Below are 16,503 nucleotides of genomic sequence, written 5' to 3'. Positions count from 1 at the left end.
AGCCTACCTAAATTATTAGATAGGCTTTTTTATTTGTAATTAAATTTAAAAAATTAAGCTAATGTTACTGTATTTGCAATAACCGCCGTAAAGTCATATCCGGTTTTAACCGGTGTAATTCTGATTACGTCACCAATTGTTTGCGATACGGTCATTACTAAAGTGTAACGACCAGGAATAGTTGTACTTTCTGTTACTGAGGTTAAAGCTAATGCTGTTGAACTTGTAGTATCATAAACTTTAGAAGCTGCACCGCCGGCAACATCGTAAAAGTCAGTAATAACCAAACCTTCCATCGGAAGCTTATTAAAGTTGCTACCATAACGATTATACATGTCGATAACAATTGTTGTTACTGATCCTGAAACGTCAGTTGATAAAATATCAACTAATCCGGAAGTACTCAATAAATTAATGCCAGTAATATCGCTATTTACAATTTGAGCGATATACTCATCTTGTAAATTAGCATCGAATTGGAATGTTAATTGTATTTTCTGTACAGTTGTATCAGAGGCCATTTGCCAAACCGGTGCCCACGTGTTATTATCAATAGGAATCGGGTAAAGTGCACCTGTTTCGTTATTCGTATAACCGTATAATGAGCCATTGCCATCAATAGGATAAACGCCAAATTGTGAGCAACGAGCCGCCTTTAATTGCCCTGCTAATGTAGCACCATGACCAACTAATAAAGCATTAATTCCACGAACTCCTTCAGCTACAAAAATAACCGATTGATCATTAAATGTTTCTGTAATATTTTCAGCTTTTGTGCTTTCAATATTCTTCATATTTGGTAATGGATACCAACGTTTTGAAGCATCTGCATGATTAATTAAGGCTGTAAAAAAAGCCGAATTTAATGTATCAGATGATAATATTTTATTGTCTGTACCGTCGTTTGCCACTAAAGGGACTACGATAAATTTTTTCCATACTAAATAAGCGGGTACGCAATTGGGTACACCGGTATTATTAAATGAAACGTCGCATGAACAAGCACCTGCCATTGTTTTAAGTTTTAAAAGGTTAAATTATTGGGTCTATTATTGTTACTGTATTGTTTGTAATTGTATCTGTAATATGAGTAAGTTGTTCTACTTGGTAAGTTCCACCGCTATTAACGGTTGTTATTGTTACTAAAGTTTCAATGTTTTGTATTGTTACTGGCGCACATGGTGTTCCGGTTGTGTATGTTTGATTACTGTAAAGAACTGCTAAAACATTTCCAAGCATATCGTAAACATATCCTGGCGCAGGCCTTGTATCTAAATCTGAAATACCACAACACTCACATGTTTTTAAAAACGGTATTGTTATTTTTAAACCTACGCCACTTAATGATTCATTGAAGTAATTTTTAGCAACTCCATTATCAGTATATGCTCCAAATTTTGAATAGTTTTTTACGCTTCCTGTTCCTGTTAATTGCGCTATGTATTGATTATCGGCAACAACTTTAACAAATTCCTTTGCTAAATTTCGCATCGGTTGTGTTGCTAAAGTATCTGTACTTTCCTGATCCCAATTTTTAAAATCGCATGGAGTTAAAAAATATAACCGACAATCAGCATCAATATTAATTGAATCTAAGCTATCAAAATGCAAACTTTCATCAGCTACTTCGTGTAAAAATATTAACGGCAATTTGTTAGTAAAGTGAGGTGTTTTATTTAATTCCCCGGCAACTACTTTTATACTACCATGCTTAAAAAAGATAGGGTATAAATCAAAAGTTAATTGAGTTGGCAAACCTGCACCACTAACCGTTATTGTTTCGTTACATTCTACATTTGTAATTAGGTAATCAGATAATCCAATCGTGATTGTATATCCGGCCACCGCATAATTAGTGTAGTTTGAAGTAAATGTAAATGTACCATCAGTATTTGTAACCAATGTTTGACAAGTAACTGACTTATCAATCAATGCAACTACTGGCTTTAACTTATTGTATATCTGCTTTAAACTCATTAGTTACACCAATGTGCAAAACTTTTCATTTTGCCGTTAAAATCAGGATAAACAGAGTTGTTGTTATTAATGTAAATTTGAATAGCTCGGTAGCTTTTTACGGCTTCATTGTAGTTGTTGTAAATTTCTGTCTGATTCCAATCGGCTTGTACACTTGTTTCATTTTCCTGAGTAACATTTCCAGATAAAACATTTGCAACTGACTGCGATCTTACAAATTCCCAATAAATAAAGCCTAAAAGCATTTCTTTTACACCATCACTAATAACTTCGCAATTATTAATTACTTCAGCAATTGGATTAAATAACGTTTTATAGATAGGATTTACTGGCTCTACAAAAGTAGTTATAGCAATATCAGCATAAAACAAATCACCAAGTACTAAACCTAGCAAATCTCTTAAGTAGACTTTCTCATATTTGTCAATGAACGCTTGCAAATCGGTTTCGTTAAATTGATTTTGACTTATTGAATATTTACCAATAAAATCAGTCGTTTTAACTATCTTTCCCATTTACGTTTTTCTTAATTTGCAAAACTTTTATTTAATCTTATTCTGCTTACACAGAATTTTGATATATTAAATTCTTGCATCAACTCTTTAGGCTTTTTATCACTATATTTTATGTAAATTACTTCACACGGTTTTAGTTTTGTTAATTTATAATTTGCCCTTACTCTTTTTTCTTTTGACATTGGAACATATGGCATATCTCCATTTTTTATATGGTGCCTTATGTGATTAGCCCTTGTAATTACCTCTAAATTAGATAAATCGTTATTACTTTTATCGTTATCCTTATGACGCACTATTTCATTAAAAGAAAGTTTTCTACCTAAATGATTTTGCATAATGTTTCTATGCTCATCAATTGTTGTGTATTTATCTATTCTAACTTTTTTATACATTGTATTTCTTTGTAGCGCCTACTGGTACCGACCCAGTCACCTCTAGATAATGAGTCTAGCGAGATACCTCTTCTCCAAGGCGCAATATTTAATTACTTTTTATTTGGCAATACATAACCTCTATGTGATGCTGACATTGTACCAGCACCGGCATAACTTAATCTATAATAACGATAAGGTGAACCTGTTACAACAAATATTTTAGTATTAGCTGTAACGTTTGTTGGCACATAGCTCGTTACGTTTGCATAAGACGAATTAACCGTATTGTAATTTGTTCCATCTAATGAACCTTGTAACGTTACTGTGCCAGCAACTGTTCCTGATATTTTAGTAACTACTGATTGAATTGCAATATCATCATACCATTTAGTTACTTCAAGACTAACATAGCTCGTACTTGTATTGTCAGTCGTATCTTTTACTGCACTAAACGGACTAAGCATATTTGTTACATAATGGTTACTTCCCGATCCATTTGTATAAACTTTTCCAACAGGAGTAGCTACCATTGTGCCAGTTCCTAAAAAAGTCATTTTATAATACAAATAATCGTTGTTGGTTAATGCCCATAAATGAGTATTAGTTGTAACGTCAGCTAAATAAGCTGAATCGCCAAAAGTTATGTAATTTGTCCCATCAATTGATCCTGCCACGGTAACAGTTCCCGCAATTGTACCAGTTGATTTAGTTACTACTGCCTGTAAGCAAACATTTTGATGCGCTACAATCGTTTGTAATGTTGCCGTCGTTGCCGTGCTATTTGTCATAGTAACAGCGCTTTTTATCATTGTACTAACCGATTGAGCATTTAAGCCAAACGATAAAATACACGATATTGCTAATATTTTTTTCATTATTTCTTTTTTGTTTTAGGTTGTTTAACTTCATCTTCTTTTTTAACTTCAACTTCATCACCTGGCATAACCGCATAACCTTGATCAATGAAATGATTACCTACATTTTCATGACAATCTATTTCTTGTCCTTCTGTCCAATGGTTGCACTCTAATGCAGCTCCTTGTTTTGTTATAATAACTTTCATTGATTTGGTTTTATTTAAAACTCCCCTCAATTAAGAAGGGAGTTTATTAAATTATGCTTGGTTAATTGCAGTTTTGATATTCGCAAAAGTATCGTAAATAAACGCTCCTGTGTGATTCTCGCTAAAGAATTGGTGAATACGCATTTCAGCAATACCGGTAATTAAATTGTGAGAAAAATCTTCGCCATCTAAACCAAAAGTTAATGTTAAATCTTTATAGATTAAAACTTTGTAATAATCTAATAAAGCAATTTGAACATATCCAACTGGTACATTGTTATCTTCAACAATAACAGCACCTGAATCACCTGGTACAAATAATTGACCTTGCGATTGTGCTTTTGTTAAAGCCATGTTAGCGTTATCAATTGGATTCACAAAAGCCGTTACTGTTCCTTGTAAATTCCCAGAACGTAATTGAGCTACTGAAGCTCTAATCGCATCCCAGTTATTAGGATTAGTAGTTTTTACAGTTGTTAGTGAATATGTTGTTGAAATAGTTTGAATACCAGCCGGAACCGTTGAAGAAACTGTACCGGTCATTAATTTACTATTCATTTCTTGCTTCAATTGGTATGTCAATTCTTGTTCAATCCAAGATTGCATACCAGCAATATCTTCTAATAATTCCGTAGAACATTTTTCAGATACTGCAATTTTTTTTGCATTAGATATTTCTGTTGCAATTTCAAAAGATATACCTGGCTTAATAACGCCTGGTGCAATAAATCCTGCAGCTCCTTCAGGATTCTTTTTATTAACCCAAACATAAGCTGCAGACATAGTGCGGCCTTTTTTGATGTAATCCCAAAAAGTTGGCTGAACTCTAACGATTTCATTTACTTCTGACTGAAACTCTGGTTGAGGTAAATAAGCTGATCCGTTATAGGTATTTGAAGGAGTCATAGGGCTATTTAACTTAATAACCATTGGCGTTAATCCTGCCTTTTGTCCTGATCTAATTTGTTTAATGGCATTTTCGTTTTCTTTTGTCCATGCCTTAATTTGAGAAGTGGCGTCTTTAGATAGAGTGATTCCGTTTTCTTTAAGGGCCTTTAACTCAGTTGCGATACGAACAACTTCATCCTTCATTTTCTGTAAATTCTCATCAGGAGTTCCTTTTAAGGCTTCAATTAATTTATCAATATCTTCTTTTGAAGCATTAGCTTTAATTAACTCTTCTAATTTATTACGATTGAATTTATTTAAGGCTTCGTAGTATTCACCTAATTGCTCAGCCGTTGCCTCTGCTTTAAACGTTACTAAATCAGCTCCAGTTAATTCTTTAAATGTAGTCCCTACCATAAATACCGGTAAAATTGCCATAGAAACACCAGCGGCATCAGATATTTGAATGTTAGAAAAATCAGCATTATAAATACCTACACATAATATCGCAAATACGATTGATAAGGCAAAATAGCCGTTTAATTTGATTTTGTTGTGACGTTTTACATCTTTAAAACGAATGTTAGGGTTCTTTTTCATTATAGTTGTTTTTGTTAGTAAATTGATTGATTGATTGATAATTTTTGCTTTTGTTGAGTGGCTTTATCCGGCTCGTTATTTTTATGAGTGCTTGTTAGCGGCTCAGATTTTCCATTTAATGTAGGCGTAAGCTCGTTACTACCCAATAATACGCAGCTAATTTCTTTTAACTTAGCCTCTGTAACTGCCCAGAAATAACCATTTTCTTCAGCTTTATCTAAATTAATAACAGAGCCTTTGTAAGTATTCCAGTTCGCAAACTCTTCTTTATATTCAGCATCATTTACACATAAATATAATTTTACGTATACCATTCCTACCGAATGCTGATTAATTTGCTTAGTCAAATACTCTTCAAAAATCATAGCATTGTATGACTTCTTGATCTCGGTATCCATTAGTAAACAAGTTGCAAAACCTATTTTATTTAAACCTAAATCAGTAACATTTATATTTTGCTCATAGATTTTAATGGGAGTACCAACTTTTGCGGCTAATTGATATAAATGATCATGCAAATGAAATTGACTGTCTTTATTTTCAGAAATAGATTTAGTAAAAATACCTTTAATATGAACGTCATCATGTGAATCCATCCATCCATAAGTGTTACCTACAATTGTACGTTTGATAATTCCATTTACCAGGTCATCACTTGAAAAATTAGAAATAACTTTATTTGCCTCAATTTTAAAAGTATCATCATGTAAAATACAATCTGAAAATTTTGTTACTGATTTTTTTAGTGAGGTTAATTCTGATTTATTAGCAACAACATGCTTAATTAAATCTTGCTTATTGGCGAACTTAGATTTATCTATCATTTGTTAACCACCTCCTGTGTAGTAACCTTGATAGCCTTAACAGACTTCAATTTTTTAATTTCAGATGCAGTTAATTTAGTTGCCATTTTATAAAGTGTTACGTATTTATCGCAAAAACTTTGGTCAAATATAAATCGTATTTGTGATATATGCAAACATTTCTAATAAATATTTTTATATTTGCAATAAATACTAAAATCTAATGAACGAAAATAGCCTTTTAAGTCAGATTTCTAATAGTTTTTCGAGGCTGTTTGGTAAAAAAAACAGATGGAAAAACTGGTTTAACGAGAATTATAGCCAGGTAAATAAAGGTTCTTTATACATAAATACCCAGGTTCCATACGAGGTTTACAATTCGCTATCTGAAGTAAATATCCCTATTGATAAAGTGGCTTCAATGCTTTCAAATGGTGTGTTTATGCTTGAAGATGAAAAGACTTTGGTTAAAGAATCGTTGCCAAAAGAATTAGAAATACTATTAAAACAGCCTAATATATTACAATCTCAAAACGAATGGCTTAAACAATACGCTGTTCAGTTGCAATTGCACGGCAATCAATTTATTTATAAAAACAAACCAAGTGATTTACTTAGTGTTCCAAAGGCTTTATTTAATATTGATCCGTCAAGTTTAAAGCCAGTATTAACCGGTAAGATTTACGATCAAGTTGAATTGTCAGGGATTATTAAACATTATGAACTTGACGAAGATAATAAAACACGAAACATTGATACAAATGTTATTATCTGGTCTAAAATAGGTGATGCAAATAGCCCATTAGTAGGTAAATCAAAGTTAAAATCTTTGAAGTGGCCGATATCAAATACGGACGTAGCTTATCAATATCTTAACTCGATTAGTGGCGAAAAGGGAGCTATTGGAGCGCTAAGTAAAGAACCGAGTAAAGATTCAATGGGTGAATTACCAACTACTCCTGAAGAAAAAATAGAGGCTGAAAGATTGCACCGCCAAATACATGGAGTTGAGGAAGGTCAAAGTAAAATATTAATCACTTCAAATAAAGTTAGTTGGTCGCCTTTTAGCTATCCTACTGATAAATTACAATTAAGAGAGCAAATAACAGATAATTTTTCCCGGATATTAAGCGCATTTGGAGTTAATGTGAATCTATTTATTAATTCTACTTATGAGAATTTAAAAAGCGGGTTATTGCAAACTCATAACGACACGGTTGTGCCGTATGCCGATGGATTATGTCAGAAATTAACTTCTGATAAAGATTTCAGTATTCCTAAAGGCAAACGGTTAATTTTAGATTACACCCATTTACCATATTTACAACCGGATAAAGTTGCTGAGGCGGCTACGTTTGCGAGTGTAAGCGCTGCATTAAAAGTGTTAGTTGACGGATTGATTATATTGCCAGCCGAGGCAAAACAAAGATTAGAGAATCAGTTTGGTAAAATCAAAGAATAATAGCGATAATTAAAGCTATTATTGAAATTAAAAGGCTTAATAAATCGAGTTTAAATTTATTTGACATTATCAAACTTAATTATATTTTCTTCGTTGTCACTATAAGCCTCTTTTGATAATTCGAAGTTAATCGGAATCCTACTACCATCGCTAAATACTTCATAAATTGGCTCAGCGTATGGCTTTAAATCAAAAGTAAACCGGCATTCAAATTCGTTATTCATAAAAACTTAATTAAAAATTTAATAATTCTTGCTATAAAATAACCTGATGCAACCAATAAAGTAGTCAATAAAACTATCTTTAATATTATTGCTATGATTACCATTTTACTCATTTTAAAACATCTTTGCTAGTGAATCGCATAACCAAATAAAAATAGCTACAGGAACGCCCAATATTATAGCGTAAATAAAAGCGATTACTATTCCGACTAACATTAATGCGCTAATTATAGTTAATACCATTTCGCCGAAAAACAATAAATCGCTTAATTTTTCTTTTATCCACAAAATCATATCTTCAAAGTATTAATGTTTATTGGTAGTTCTGTTTTTTCGTTATTAAAATAATATTGATTTTGTAAATCATGTAAATATTTGATTACTACACAATGACCATAAATTGCGCCCTCTGAATAAAAACTTATTGAATTATCGTTATTACAAGCCACTAATGCTTGTTGATTGTTTAATTCAATAATCCATTTATATTCATTTTCATATGACGAAAATTGCTTGCTTTTAGTTCCTATTTGCAATAATATTGATTCGGTTAATGGGATTGGATCAAAATACTTTTCGCATTTACTGTCTTTAAACAGTATTCCAAGCGGTATTTTACTCAATACAAATGGTGTTTTAATAGCTTCTGTATTAATTTGTATTAAATCTCTAGAGATAATTTTAGCGCTCCCTAAAACGATATTCCCTATCCTTAATTCGTTTGAGCTTATCATAATTAAATTATTTGTAAATTTTATTATATCTTTTTTCCATGTCAATTAATTGTTTTTCTGTTTTTTCTTTATGATTAAATACGTCTTGATTTAATATTTTCTTAAAAAAGTTATTTTCTGATACCAATTTACACTTATTTATAAAAGCATAACCATCCAACGCTCCCTTCATCATATTACACCATTTACAGGATGGCGCTAAATTATCATGCTTATTTCTTCCTCCTGTTGCTTTCGAATAAAAATGATCTAATTGCCATGTATTAGGTTTTAAAACATCATCACAGTAAATACACCTAAACTTATATTTCTCTAATAAAACAATTATATCATGTATACTTATTCTTGACTCTTGAAACCTTCTATTTGCCGTATTTACCTTACTTCTTATTTTATATTCAACTATTTGTTTTATTTGAATTGATGTGTAGAATATAGTTTCTGATTTTATAACTTTCATTAAATAAAAATACCCATTAATTACAAAGGCTTATCCGACAGCTAAGTGTTAGCAATTGGCATTGTAAAAAATGGGATTTTAAGTTTTTCATAATCGAATAAGCGTTGCAATATACGAATATAATTTTAACTAACAAGCAAAATATAGGAATTAAATATAATACTTTGGCAACATTGCACGAATAAACATCACTAAACCACTCATACTATCAGGGGCATCGTCTCGCTTAGTTTTGCCATTAGATAAATAACTCGTTAATTCCTTCATAAACGTTTTATATTCCTCACTTTGATAGTCGGGATGGATAAATACACAATTGTTAATTATAAATCCTGCATCGTTAAAAATACGGGTAAATTTATTGGTACTTGAATGAGCTGGCACACATTTTGTATTTGGTACCAATTTAGTTAAATCCCGGTTAAACATTGCGCCCATGTTATTACTTTCAACTCGCATGTAAGTAGTTCTATTTCGCTTAATCATATCGGCAACCAATGGCAGCGTAATAGTTGTATTATCTCTACGAAAAACAACATCAGTAATATAAATATCTTTACCAATATTCCTGCCGATTGGCGCGCTTAAATTATCTTCGCCTTCGTCTGCTATATCCGCATAACCTATACTTGTTTCAAATTTAGCTGTTATGGTGTCAATCGGCTTATAATACCTCAACATATTTGAAGGAAACATAAAGCCCTTTAATGGTTGTGGGTTTTGCATATACTGTCTTAAAAACGATGGACTATTGGCTTTTTCTGCCACTTTCTCCATTGCTTTTAATTCAGTTAACGTGTGTTTAAATTCCCATAAAGCACATTCATTTTCTAAACCATAATTTTCAATACAAGGCAAACTTATTACAGTCCATTCGCCCGGTTCATTCGCCATTAAATAACCAGATAAATCGTTATCATGTAATCGCTGCATGATAATAATTATTGGCGTATTCCTACTATTTACACGGTTTTTTAAAGTACTTGTATATTTTTCGTTTACGCGTTCCCTTATTAATTCGCTATCTGCATCATCTGGCTTAATTGGATCATCAATAATTAAAGCGCCGCCAAATAATTGGCCGTCACTACCAACTAACCAATTATCTAAATCTTCAGAATCTTCATCATCAACTTTACCGGCTCCAAAACCCGTTACTTGACCGGCTGCGCTTGTAGCGTAAACACCGCCGCTTTCAGTTGTGTACCATTTCTTTTTGCTGTCAGAATTTGGCTTTACTTTTACCTTCGGAAACATTTCCTGATATTCAGGACTCTTTACTAATTCTCTGACCTCATCACTATTATCGAGTGCTAAATCATCCGAATAAGATAAATGGATAAACCTGGCCGATGGATTTACTCCAAGTCCATTTGCGATAAAGTTTTTAACTGCTATTTCAGTTTTACTGTACCTGGGAGCTATGTTGAAAATTACTTTTTTTAATTCACCTTTAATAACCCGATCCAGTACATCACAAATAATTACATGATGTTTATTTAAGACAAATTTACGACTGAATCGTTTTTTAAAGAAGTACCGGGAAAAAAATAGTGTTGAGGTTAGGCAGCGATATTTTGCTATCTTAAGTTCTTTTATGTATTCTGGAGTCATTAATATTTTTCATCCAAGCCCTTAGAAATAGCTTTTATTTCGTCTTTTGAAAGTTCGGCGTTGTAGTTAATAGCGGTTGTAGTTGTTTCGGTTTGTTGCTTTAATCCTAATTCCATAGCCACAATATTTGCATTAAAAGCCCCAACAGCAGCTCCCTCAATCTTTTGAGTGAAAATAATATTCTCTATACGTGTAATGACTAACAAAAAATCTTTTGACTCTTTGTCGTTTTTTTCATTCAAAGCCTTCTTAAATTCTGCAAAAAAACTACGGGAGCAATCCAAATAAAGACACAATCCGCTAATAGTATATGGCGTTTCCGTTTCCCTTTCTACTTCGTGCGCATCTTTACCTACCCAATCTTTTTTAGTCCATTTACGACTATCTGTATGGTTAAAATACTCCAATGCAGCATCCCACAATAGATCGGAAGTTTTAAATAATTTATCTCTACCGTGTTTTGCACGAAGCATCCACCATTTATTGCCTTTTGTTGCAGCCATAACTTAATTACAAAATATTATATAAAATCTAGATTCACTTTCAATTCGTTCTATAATCGGTTCGATATAAAGAATCTCAAATGATTTCATTCAACACAAATATAACAAATCCTACCCAAACAATCACAATAAAAAGTGATATTATTAATTGACTTTACTCAATTTGCAAAAGTAAATGATATTGGGCATGAAACGATATAAGATTTTACATTTGATTTTCAATGAGTTATGTTTTTTATCATTGACTTTACAAAAATTTTACATTTCGTATTGAAATAAACTTTACATTTGCTTTACATTAAAACTAAATTATATGAAAATATCAGAAAAAACATTATTAAAAAAAGAGCGTGGGGATTTGGTTGCCATATCTAAACAAAGTAAAATTAGCAGGCCAACAATTACGCTAGCATTCAAATTAAAATATGGAACTCGTAAAACAGTATTGGCGATTGAAAGTTATTATAAATCTTTAAAATTAGCGAAATAATGAATATACCCGAAACATTAAAACACGATAGCCCATCAAAACTATATGTAACAGATGAAAACGATTCTTTAGTATTTGGAATGAGTTTGAATTTAGAAAAACCATTTAATGTTAAAGAAACCTCTATCGAAATTGTAAAACGCTATAACAGATATTGGCTACTAATAGGATTACTTATGTTTACATCATCAATAGCGTTGGCATCAATTTTAACATTAATAACTATATCAATAAGATAATGTACGAGAGTCCAAACTTACAACCGCCCGATGACAAGGAGGTTAAATACACTGAGTGTGAGTTTTGCGAAGGCGATGGTTGGATCTATAACAATTGGTGGTCAGATACGCTTTTAGATACTCATAAAATAGATTGCCCTAAATGTCACGGCTCCGGCCAAATAGAAATAGAAGATTAATAATAACTTAAAACTAAAACGAGATGAGTGATAATGAATTGCATATTGGAATATTAAAGAAAGTTGAAAAATTAGATGATGATACAATTGAAATGGTTATCATTAGAATATTAAACAATGAAAAAATAGATTACCATGATTTAGAAGAATCTTTGTTTGATATTTTAAAAGATAATTTTTACGATAAATATTTTGTATTTAAAGGAGAATTATACTACGCAGAAGATACAGAGCCGCACGATTCAGGTGATGCCTTTTGTGAATTAAATAAAAATGAAGATGGAAGTATTAGTTATGTTACTTCGTTTTATAATGGAGGAACTTGTTTTAGTGAAATGATAGAAGAAACTTTAGAAACATTTAACCCTTAAACCATAACCCTATGAAATCCCAACTACTTAACCAACCGATTGAAGATGTGATTAACGAGCGTAATTTATACCAGTGGATTATGATGGCATCAATGTCAATAGTATTTATATTATGTATCTGCCTATTCGTAGTCATTGAGCAACGTAAAGAATTGCAGAATAAAGTAGATCATTTGAATACTGCCAATCAAAGTTTAATTGATAATATGAATTTAAAACAATAATTAAAACAAAACAAAATGGAAAACACAGAAAAATTGATTAACGAATTATGGCTACCAGTATACAATTACCTTGGATTTTATGAGGTTTCTAATTTAGGAAATGTTAGAAGTTTAAGCAGAGAAGTTTCTCATAGTAGAAATCCTGAATTTAAAAAACAAATTTTTGGATGCGTGTTGTCTCAAAGCTTAAACCCACAAGGTTATTTTAAAGTTAGACTTTCTGCACTCGGATTAAAAAAAACTCATTTAGTTCATCATTTAGTTTCTGAATCTTTTTTATCACATACAAATAGAAGTGATTTTATGTGTGTTGACCATATTGATGAAGATAGAACAAACAACAAATTAAGTAATCTTCAAATTATAACTAAACAAGAAAACACTAAAAAAAGTTTTGATTATAAATTGGATTTATTTAAAGAAAATCAATTTTGGTTTCACAATACTGGAGAATTAGTTTTAATTTTTGAGGTAACTAAATTGCATGGAGGCACAATTAAATGTAAACACATTTCAAATGATTCTGAAAGCTTTGCATTTCATCATATAAACTGTATGAATCGTTTAGCCACCGAATCAGAAGTAAAAGAGGCTTTAACTAAAGAGGCTATTAAGAGGGGTTTTGTACAAGGTGTTAGATTTATTCCTACTAATGGAGATAATAGTGTTTTGTGTTATGAAACTTTTCATTATGTTTCATATTGTAATAAATTGTTAGCTAGTGGATATAGCGTATTTCAAGACGGCAAATGGGCTACGATTATTCCTAAAGAGAAAACTACTGAGGATTGGATTAGCGATATGAGAAACGACTATTGTAATTGTTCAAGTACCGATCCTGATAAGTTTTACAAACAATGGTTTAAAGACAACAACCTCAAAATAACCAAAGCCTAATGAAACAACTCCAACTAACCAAAGTCTTTTCAAAATCAGTATTCGTAGCTAACAACAAAGAAAGTTTACTGGCTCAAAACACAAGACTACAAAATGAAGTTGATAGGTTGAAACGAGTTATTAGTAGCTATCAAGGAAGTTTAACCAGACAAAATAATAAGAGATGAAACCAAGTAAATCGGAAATATCACAATTATATAAAGATGTACCGTTAGAAGCGTATAGATTTATAGCTAAAAGAATGGGATATACTTATCCCGGAGTTATAACAAATTTATTATCTGGTCGTTTAGAATGTTCAAGTAAAAAGTTCGCTAGCATAATTGAAGCGTTTGCATATTGGAAATTAAATGAGCAGATTACTACATTTAATAAAGATGGGATATTCGACAAAGACAAAGCTACTATTTATTACAACGGTTTATTAAGCCTAATAGGATCTGACGAGTATAAACTAATTCATCCCGATAAAAAGAATCAAATAGTAGATGAACAAAAAATGATTTACAAACAATTAACAAGTTAACAATTAACCTAAAACCTCGACTGAATAGGTAAAGTCAATAAAGAGTATGAAAACAACTAAAAAAGCAGTCGGCAAAACCCCTACTAAAAAAGTAAATGATTCTATTAAAAAACTCGTATCTGAATTAAATTTTCAAAGAGTTGTTAACCAGGAATTAATGGAAAAATTAAACTCCACTGTTAAGCCAGATTGTAAGCAAGGCAATTCAGAAGTAAACCTAAATTCTATTAATAGCGAACTATTAAAATCAAATGAGAATTTATATAATTTAAATAATTCTATTACAGAAAGGATTTGTCAACTAACGGGGCAGTCCATTATTTCAAAAGATTTCGGTGTTAAAGTTGAAGAAGGGTTTATTGGAAATATGTTAACTAATTCTCAAACAGTTACTAAAAGAACCGAAGAACTTAATGAACTATTAACGGTTTTATTTAAATCACTATAATTAAAAAAAGCCCGATCAAACTGACCGAGCCTAATTATAAACCAAAACAAATATAAAGAAAAAATGGAACAACAACTAACAACAATTCATCAAATGTCAACCAACGACGTTATGAACATGGCAAAAGTTTTTGCTGAAAGCGGAATGTTTGCCGATACAAAACAAGCGGCTCAGGCATTTGTAAAAATACAAGCCGGTCAGGAAATAGGAATACCGCCTTTTCAATCAATGTCGGGCATTCATATTATACAAGGCAAAGTTACTATTGGCGCTGGCGTTATTGCTAGTAGAGTTAAAGGTAGTGGTAAGTACGATTACAAAGTAATTAAGCAAGATGATACTATTTGCTCATTAGATTTTTACCAGGGTAAAGAAAAATTAGGTAATAGCACTTTTACAATTGATGATGCTAAAAAAGCCTTAACTAAAAATATTGATAAATTCCCTCGTAATATGTTATTTGCTCGTGCGGTTTCAAATGGCGTTAAGTGGTATTGTCCCGATGTGTTTAGTGGTCCCGTTTACACTCCTGAAGAAATGGATTTTAATGAGCCAAATAAAACTATCGAAACCACTCATGTTGACGTTACTCCAATCGTTCCCGAAATATTCAAAACACTTGATGAGCGTATCAAAGATGCTGAACAACTTTTATCTGACAGTAGTTCAATTGAAGAAATGACAGATAAATATAAATCACTCGACAAAGACGTTAAGAAAGACAAAACAATAATCAATTTATGTGCTGAGATTAAAATGCACTTTACCAGTAATAATAATGAAAATGAAAGTTAGTCTTTACAATATCCAAAACGAGTATCTACAAATAGTAGAATCATTAATCGAAAACGGTGGTGAATTAACCCCTGAACTCGAAACTGAAATAAAAATAAACAAAGATCAATTGCAAACAAAAGGTGTTTGTTATGGTTTTATTATTAAAGATTTAGAGGCTGAAAACAAAGCGATTGATTTTGAAATTGAACGATTGAATAACTTTAAAAAATCTCGCACCAATGCAATTGATAGACTTAAAACTAATCTTTCAACTGCTATGCAGGTTTTTGAAATTGAACAACTCGAAACGCCTTTAATAAAAATCAACTTTAGAAAATCTGAAAGTATAGAAATTGAAGATTTAAGTTTATTGAATGATGCCTATAAGGTTACTAAAACAACGGTAACGGCCGACAAAGTAAAGATAAAAAACACTATAAAAGATGGTGGAACTGTTGTTGGTGCCACTATCAGTTATAACAAAAACATTCAAATAAAATAAGCGTGCTTAAAACAAATTCATTACATACTCAAACACCCCTAACCTCCACAATAACAATTGACGTCGACTATAAACACGAAGAACTTAGTTTAACCGTTACCATTCAATCGTTAATACCAAATAATCAGGGCTTAGTCGATAGGATTGAGAGGGTTGTATGTAGGGAAGTAAATAAAATTAATAAACTAAAAAAATAAATAAACAAGATGAAACAAACATTTGAAGATTTAAAAAACAAAATAATCGAATTAGCATCAAATCATACGGGTGATTCGTGTAGTGCTTTTCGTAGAGTTAAAACAGTAAAAGATGAAGCTGAATTGCTTTTGTGTATTTATGATAATTTGCAATGGTGCATAAATCATAAAGTAATTTCAAACGAATACTTTTTAGGATTTGACCAGGATTTATATATTAAATCTGGTATTGCTAATACCGGTAAAGAAAATACAGGATTGGTTAATTCGGGCTATAGGAATTCGGGCGATAGTAATTCGGGCTATAGGAATTCGGGCGATAGTAATTCGGGCGATAGTAATTCGGGCGATAGGAATTCGGGCGATAGTAATTCGGGCGATAGGAATTCGGGCGATAGTAATTCGGGCTATAGGAATTCGGGCTCTTGGAATT

At 31.7% G+C, this 16,503-nt stretch carries 25 protein-coding genes; 12 read left to right on the top strand and 13 right to left on the bottom strand.

All coding sequences use genetic code 11. The features are described from left to right. Positions 1-53 precede the first annotated feature (53 nt). The 8 genes from V4538_15580 to V4538_15545 all read right to left on the bottom strand — a co-directional run bounded on the left by V4538_15580 (position 54) and on the right by V4538_15545 (position 6,244). Positions 54-1,013 carry a hypothetical protein gene (locus tag V4538_15580; protein MES2382468.1) on the bottom strand — a complete coding sequence of 320 codons (960 nt, stop codon included), beginning with the start codon at positions 1,011-1,013 and terminating at the stop codon, positions 54-56. A 19-nt stretch (positions 1,014-1,032) separates the two neighbouring features. Beyond that, positions 1,033-1,977, bottom strand: a complete 945-nt coding sequence (locus tag V4538_15575) for a hypothetical protein (GenBank protein ID MES2382467.1) — start codon at positions 1,975-1,977, stop codon at positions 1,033-1,035. Beyond that, entirely contained in the window at positions 1,977-2,492 is a 516-nt protein-coding gene (locus V4538_15570; protein ID MES2382466.1) for a hypothetical protein, read from the bottom strand. The genes V4538_15575 and V4538_15570 overlap by 1 nt, the downstream gene beginning before the upstream one ends. A gap of 11 nt (positions 2,493-2,503) precedes the next feature. Continuing rightward, on the bottom strand, positions 2,504-2,887 hold the full coding sequence (locus V4538_15565; GenBank protein ID MES2382465.1) for an HNH endonuclease: 384 nt from the start codon (positions 2,885-2,887) through the stop codon (positions 2,504-2,506). Positions 2,888-2,979: 92 nt separating this feature from the next. Then, positions 2,980-3,744 carry a hypothetical protein gene (locus tag V4538_15560; protein ID MES2382464.1) on the bottom strand — a complete coding sequence of 255 codons (765 nt, stop codon included), beginning with the start codon at positions 3,742-3,744 and terminating at the stop codon, positions 2,980-2,982. Next, complete coding sequence (locus V4538_15555) at positions 3,744-3,932, bottom strand: hypothetical protein (protein MES2382463.1); 189 nt, start codon at positions 3,930-3,932, stop codon at positions 3,744-3,746. Before V4538_15555 ends, V4538_15560 begins: the two co-directional genes overlap by 1 nt. 51 nt (positions 3,933-3,983) lie before the next feature. After that, positions 3,984-5,420 (bottom strand): phage major capsid protein, encoded by a 1,437-nt coding sequence (locus V4538_15550; GenBank protein MES2382462.1) that lies wholly within the window; start codon positions 5,418-5,420, stop codon positions 3,984-3,986. A 14-nt stretch (positions 5,421-5,434) separates the two neighbouring features. After that, a complete protein-coding gene (locus V4538_15545; GenBank protein ID MES2382461.1) occupies positions 5,435-6,244 on the bottom strand; it encodes a hypothetical protein in 810 nt (269 codons plus the stop codon). A 202-nt stretch (positions 6,245-6,446) separates the two neighbouring features. On the opposite strand from V4538_15545, the gene V4538_15540 reads away from it, so the two are divergent. Further along, entirely contained in the window at positions 6,447-7,685 is a 1,239-nt protein-coding gene (locus tag V4538_15540) for a phage portal protein (GenBank protein ID MES2382460.1), read from the top strand. Positions 7,686-7,741: 56 nt separating this feature from the next. Here the strand turns inward: V4538_15540 and V4538_15535 are convergent, their stop codons facing one another. From V4538_15535 to V4538_15515, 5 genes are all read right to left on the bottom strand, one after another. After that, positions 7,742-7,909, bottom strand: a complete 168-nt coding sequence (locus V4538_15535) for a hypothetical protein (GenBank protein MES2382459.1) — start codon at positions 7,907-7,909, stop codon at positions 7,742-7,744. Between the two features lie 290 nt (positions 7,910-8,199). Next, positions 8,200-8,643, bottom strand: a complete 444-nt coding sequence (locus tag V4538_15530; GenBank protein MES2382458.1) for a hypothetical protein — start codon at positions 8,641-8,643, stop codon at positions 8,200-8,202. A 7-nt stretch (positions 8,644-8,650) separates the two neighbouring features. After that, positions 8,651-9,103 (bottom strand): HNH endonuclease signature motif containing protein, encoded by a 453-nt coding sequence (locus V4538_15525; protein ID MES2382457.1) that lies wholly within the window; start codon positions 9,101-9,103, stop codon positions 8,651-8,653. 150 nt (positions 9,104-9,253) lie between these two features. Beyond that, positions 9,254-10,717: a hypothetical protein gene (locus V4538_15520; GenBank protein MES2382456.1), complete on the bottom strand. Its 1,464-nt coding sequence runs from the start codon at positions 10,715-10,717 to the stop codon at positions 9,254-9,256. Further along, a complete protein-coding gene (locus V4538_15515; protein MES2382455.1) occupies positions 10,717-11,220 on the bottom strand; it encodes a terminase small subunit in 504 nt (167 codons plus the stop codon). Before V4538_15515 ends, V4538_15520 begins: the two co-directional genes overlap by 1 nt. 313 nt (positions 11,221-11,533) lie before the next feature. Here V4538_15515 and V4538_15510 point away from each other — a divergent pair, with 313 nt between their 5' ends. From V4538_15510 to V4538_15460, 11 genes are all read left to right on the top strand, one after another. Beyond that, positions 11,534-11,710: a hypothetical protein gene (locus V4538_15510; protein MES2382454.1), complete on the top strand. Its 177-nt coding sequence runs from the start codon at positions 11,534-11,536 to the stop codon at positions 11,708-11,710. Continuing rightward, on the top strand, positions 11,710-11,949 hold the full coding sequence (locus tag V4538_15505; GenBank protein ID MES2382453.1) for a hypothetical protein: 240 nt from the start codon (positions 11,710-11,712) through the stop codon (positions 11,947-11,949). The genes V4538_15510 and V4538_15505 overlap by 1 nt, the downstream gene beginning before the upstream one ends. After that, positions 11,949-12,128: a hypothetical protein gene (locus tag V4538_15500; protein ID MES2382452.1), complete on the top strand. Its 180-nt coding sequence runs from the start codon at positions 11,949-11,951 to the stop codon at positions 12,126-12,128. The genes V4538_15505 and V4538_15500 overlap by 1 nt, the downstream gene beginning before the upstream one ends. Positions 12,129-12,151: 23 nt before the next feature. After that, a complete protein-coding gene (locus V4538_15495) occupies positions 12,152-12,499 on the top strand; it encodes a hypothetical protein (GenBank protein ID MES2382451.1) in 348 nt (115 codons plus the stop codon). An 11-nt stretch (positions 12,500-12,510) separates the two neighbouring features. Next, a complete protein-coding gene (locus V4538_15490; protein ID MES2382450.1) occupies positions 12,511-12,723 on the top strand; it encodes a hypothetical protein in 213 nt (70 codons plus the stop codon). A gap of 15 nt (positions 12,724-12,738) precedes the next feature. Further along, positions 12,739-13,620 carry an NUMOD4 domain-containing protein gene (locus V4538_15485; GenBank protein ID MES2382449.1) on the top strand — a complete coding sequence of 294 codons (882 nt, stop codon included), beginning with the start codon at positions 12,739-12,741 and terminating at the stop codon, positions 13,618-13,620. A 163-nt stretch (positions 13,621-13,783) separates the two neighbouring features. Next, a complete protein-coding gene (locus V4538_15480; GenBank protein ID MES2382448.1) occupies positions 13,784-14,146 on the top strand; it encodes a hypothetical protein in 363 nt (120 codons plus the stop codon). A 46-nt stretch (positions 14,147-14,192) separates the two neighbouring features. Continuing rightward, positions 14,193-14,594, top strand: a complete 402-nt coding sequence (locus tag V4538_15475) for a hypothetical protein (protein ID MES2382447.1) — start codon at positions 14,193-14,195, stop codon at positions 14,592-14,594. Between the two features lie 63 nt (positions 14,595-14,657). Beyond that, entirely contained in the window at positions 14,658-15,389 is a 732-nt protein-coding gene (locus V4538_15470; protein MES2382446.1) for a hypothetical protein, read from the top strand. After that, positions 15,373-15,873 carry a siphovirus Gp157 family protein gene (locus V4538_15465; protein ID MES2382445.1) on the top strand — a complete coding sequence of 167 codons (501 nt, stop codon included), beginning with the start codon at positions 15,373-15,375 and terminating at the stop codon, positions 15,871-15,873. The genes V4538_15470 and V4538_15465 overlap by 17 nt, the downstream gene beginning before the upstream one ends. Positions 15,874-16,079: 206 nt before the next feature. After that, positions 16,080-16,503 (top strand): hypothetical protein (locus V4538_15460; protein ID MES2382444.1); only part of this gene is annotated, 424 nt, incomplete at its 3' end.

Source organism: Bacteroidota bacterium (genome assembly GCA_040388375.1).
Classification (GTDB): domain Bacteria; phylum Bacteroidota; class Bacteroidia; order UKL13-3; family UKL13-3; genus JAAFJM01.
The sequence above is the reverse complement of the archived record's forward strand: the minus strand, read 5'-3'. Positions and strand labels throughout refer to the sequence as shown.

Bases quoted from the DNA above. Each gene is read 5' to 3' on its own strand.
- V4538_15580 (MES2382468.1), bottom strand. From the start codon at position 1,013: ATGGCAGGTGCTTGTTCATGCGACGTTTCATTTAATAATACCGGTGTA.
- V4538_15575 (MES2382467.1), bottom strand. From the start codon at position 1,977: ATGAGTTTAAAGCAGATATACAATAAGTTAAAGCCAGTAGTTGCATTG.
- V4538_15570 (MES2382466.1), bottom strand. From the start codon at position 2,492: ATGGGAAAGATAGTTAAAACGACTGATTTTATTGGTAAATATTCAATA.
- V4538_15565 (MES2382465.1), bottom strand. From the start codon at position 2,887: ATGTATAAAAAAGTTAGAATAGATAAATACACAACAATTGATGAGCAT.
- V4538_15560 (MES2382464.1), bottom strand. From the start codon at position 3,744: ATGAAAAAAATATTAGCAATATCGTGTATTTTATCGTTTGGCTTAAAT.
- V4538_15555 (MES2382463.1), bottom strand. From the start codon at position 3,932: ATGAAAGTTATTATAACAAAACAAGGAGCTGCATTAGAGTGCAACCAT.
- V4538_15550 (MES2382462.1), bottom strand. From the start codon at position 5,420: ATGAAAAAGAACCCTAACATTCGTTTTAAAGATGTAAAACGTCACAAC.
- V4538_15545 (MES2382461.1), bottom strand. From the start codon at position 6,244: ATGATAGATAAATCTAAGTTCGCCAATAAGCAAGATTTAATTAAGCAT.
- V4538_15540 (MES2382460.1), top strand. From the start codon at position 6,447: ATGAACGAAAATAGCCTTTTAAGTCAGATTTCTAATAGTTTTTCGAGG.
- V4538_15535 (MES2382459.1), bottom strand. From the start codon at position 7,909: ATGAATAACGAATTTGAATGCCGGTTTACTTTTGATTTAAAGCCATAC.
- V4538_15530 (MES2382458.1), bottom strand. From the start codon at position 8,643: ATGATAAGCTCAAACGAATTAAGGATAGGGAATATCGTTTTAGGGAGC.
- V4538_15525 (MES2382457.1), bottom strand. From the start codon at position 9,103: ATGAAAGTTATAAAATCAGAAACTATATTCTACACATCAATTCAAATA.
- V4538_15520 (MES2382456.1), bottom strand. From the start codon at position 10,717: ATGACTCCAGAATACATAAAAGAACTTAAGATAGCAAAATATCGCTGC.
- V4538_15515 (MES2382455.1), bottom strand. From the start codon at position 11,220: ATGGCTGCAACAAAAGGCAATAAATGGTGGATGCTTCGTGCAAAACAC.
- V4538_15510 (MES2382454.1), top strand. From the start codon at position 11,534: ATGAAAATATCAGAAAAAACATTATTAAAAAAAGAGCGTGGGGATTTG.
- V4538_15505 (MES2382453.1), top strand. From the start codon at position 11,710: ATGAATATACCCGAAACATTAAAACACGATAGCCCATCAAAACTATAT.
- V4538_15500 (MES2382452.1), top strand. From the start codon at position 11,949: ATGTACGAGAGTCCAAACTTACAACCGCCCGATGACAAGGAGGTTAAA.
- V4538_15495 (MES2382451.1), top strand. From the start codon at position 12,152: ATGAGTGATAATGAATTGCATATTGGAATATTAAAGAAAGTTGAAAAA.
- V4538_15490 (MES2382450.1), top strand. From the start codon at position 12,511: ATGAAATCCCAACTACTTAACCAACCGATTGAAGATGTGATTAACGAG.
- V4538_15485 (MES2382449.1), top strand. From the start codon at position 12,739: ATGGAAAACACAGAAAAATTGATTAACGAATTATGGCTACCAGTATAC.
- V4538_15480 (MES2382448.1), top strand. From the start codon at position 13,784: ATGAAACCAAGTAAATCGGAAATATCACAATTATATAAAGATGTACCG.
- V4538_15475 (MES2382447.1), top strand. From the start codon at position 14,193: ATGAAAACAACTAAAAAAGCAGTCGGCAAAACCCCTACTAAAAAAGTA.
- V4538_15470 (MES2382446.1), top strand. From the start codon at position 14,658: ATGGAACAACAACTAACAACAATTCATCAAATGTCAACCAACGACGTT.
- V4538_15465 (MES2382445.1), top strand. From the start codon at position 15,373: ATGAAAATGAAAGTTAGTCTTTACAATATCCAAAACGAGTATCTACAA.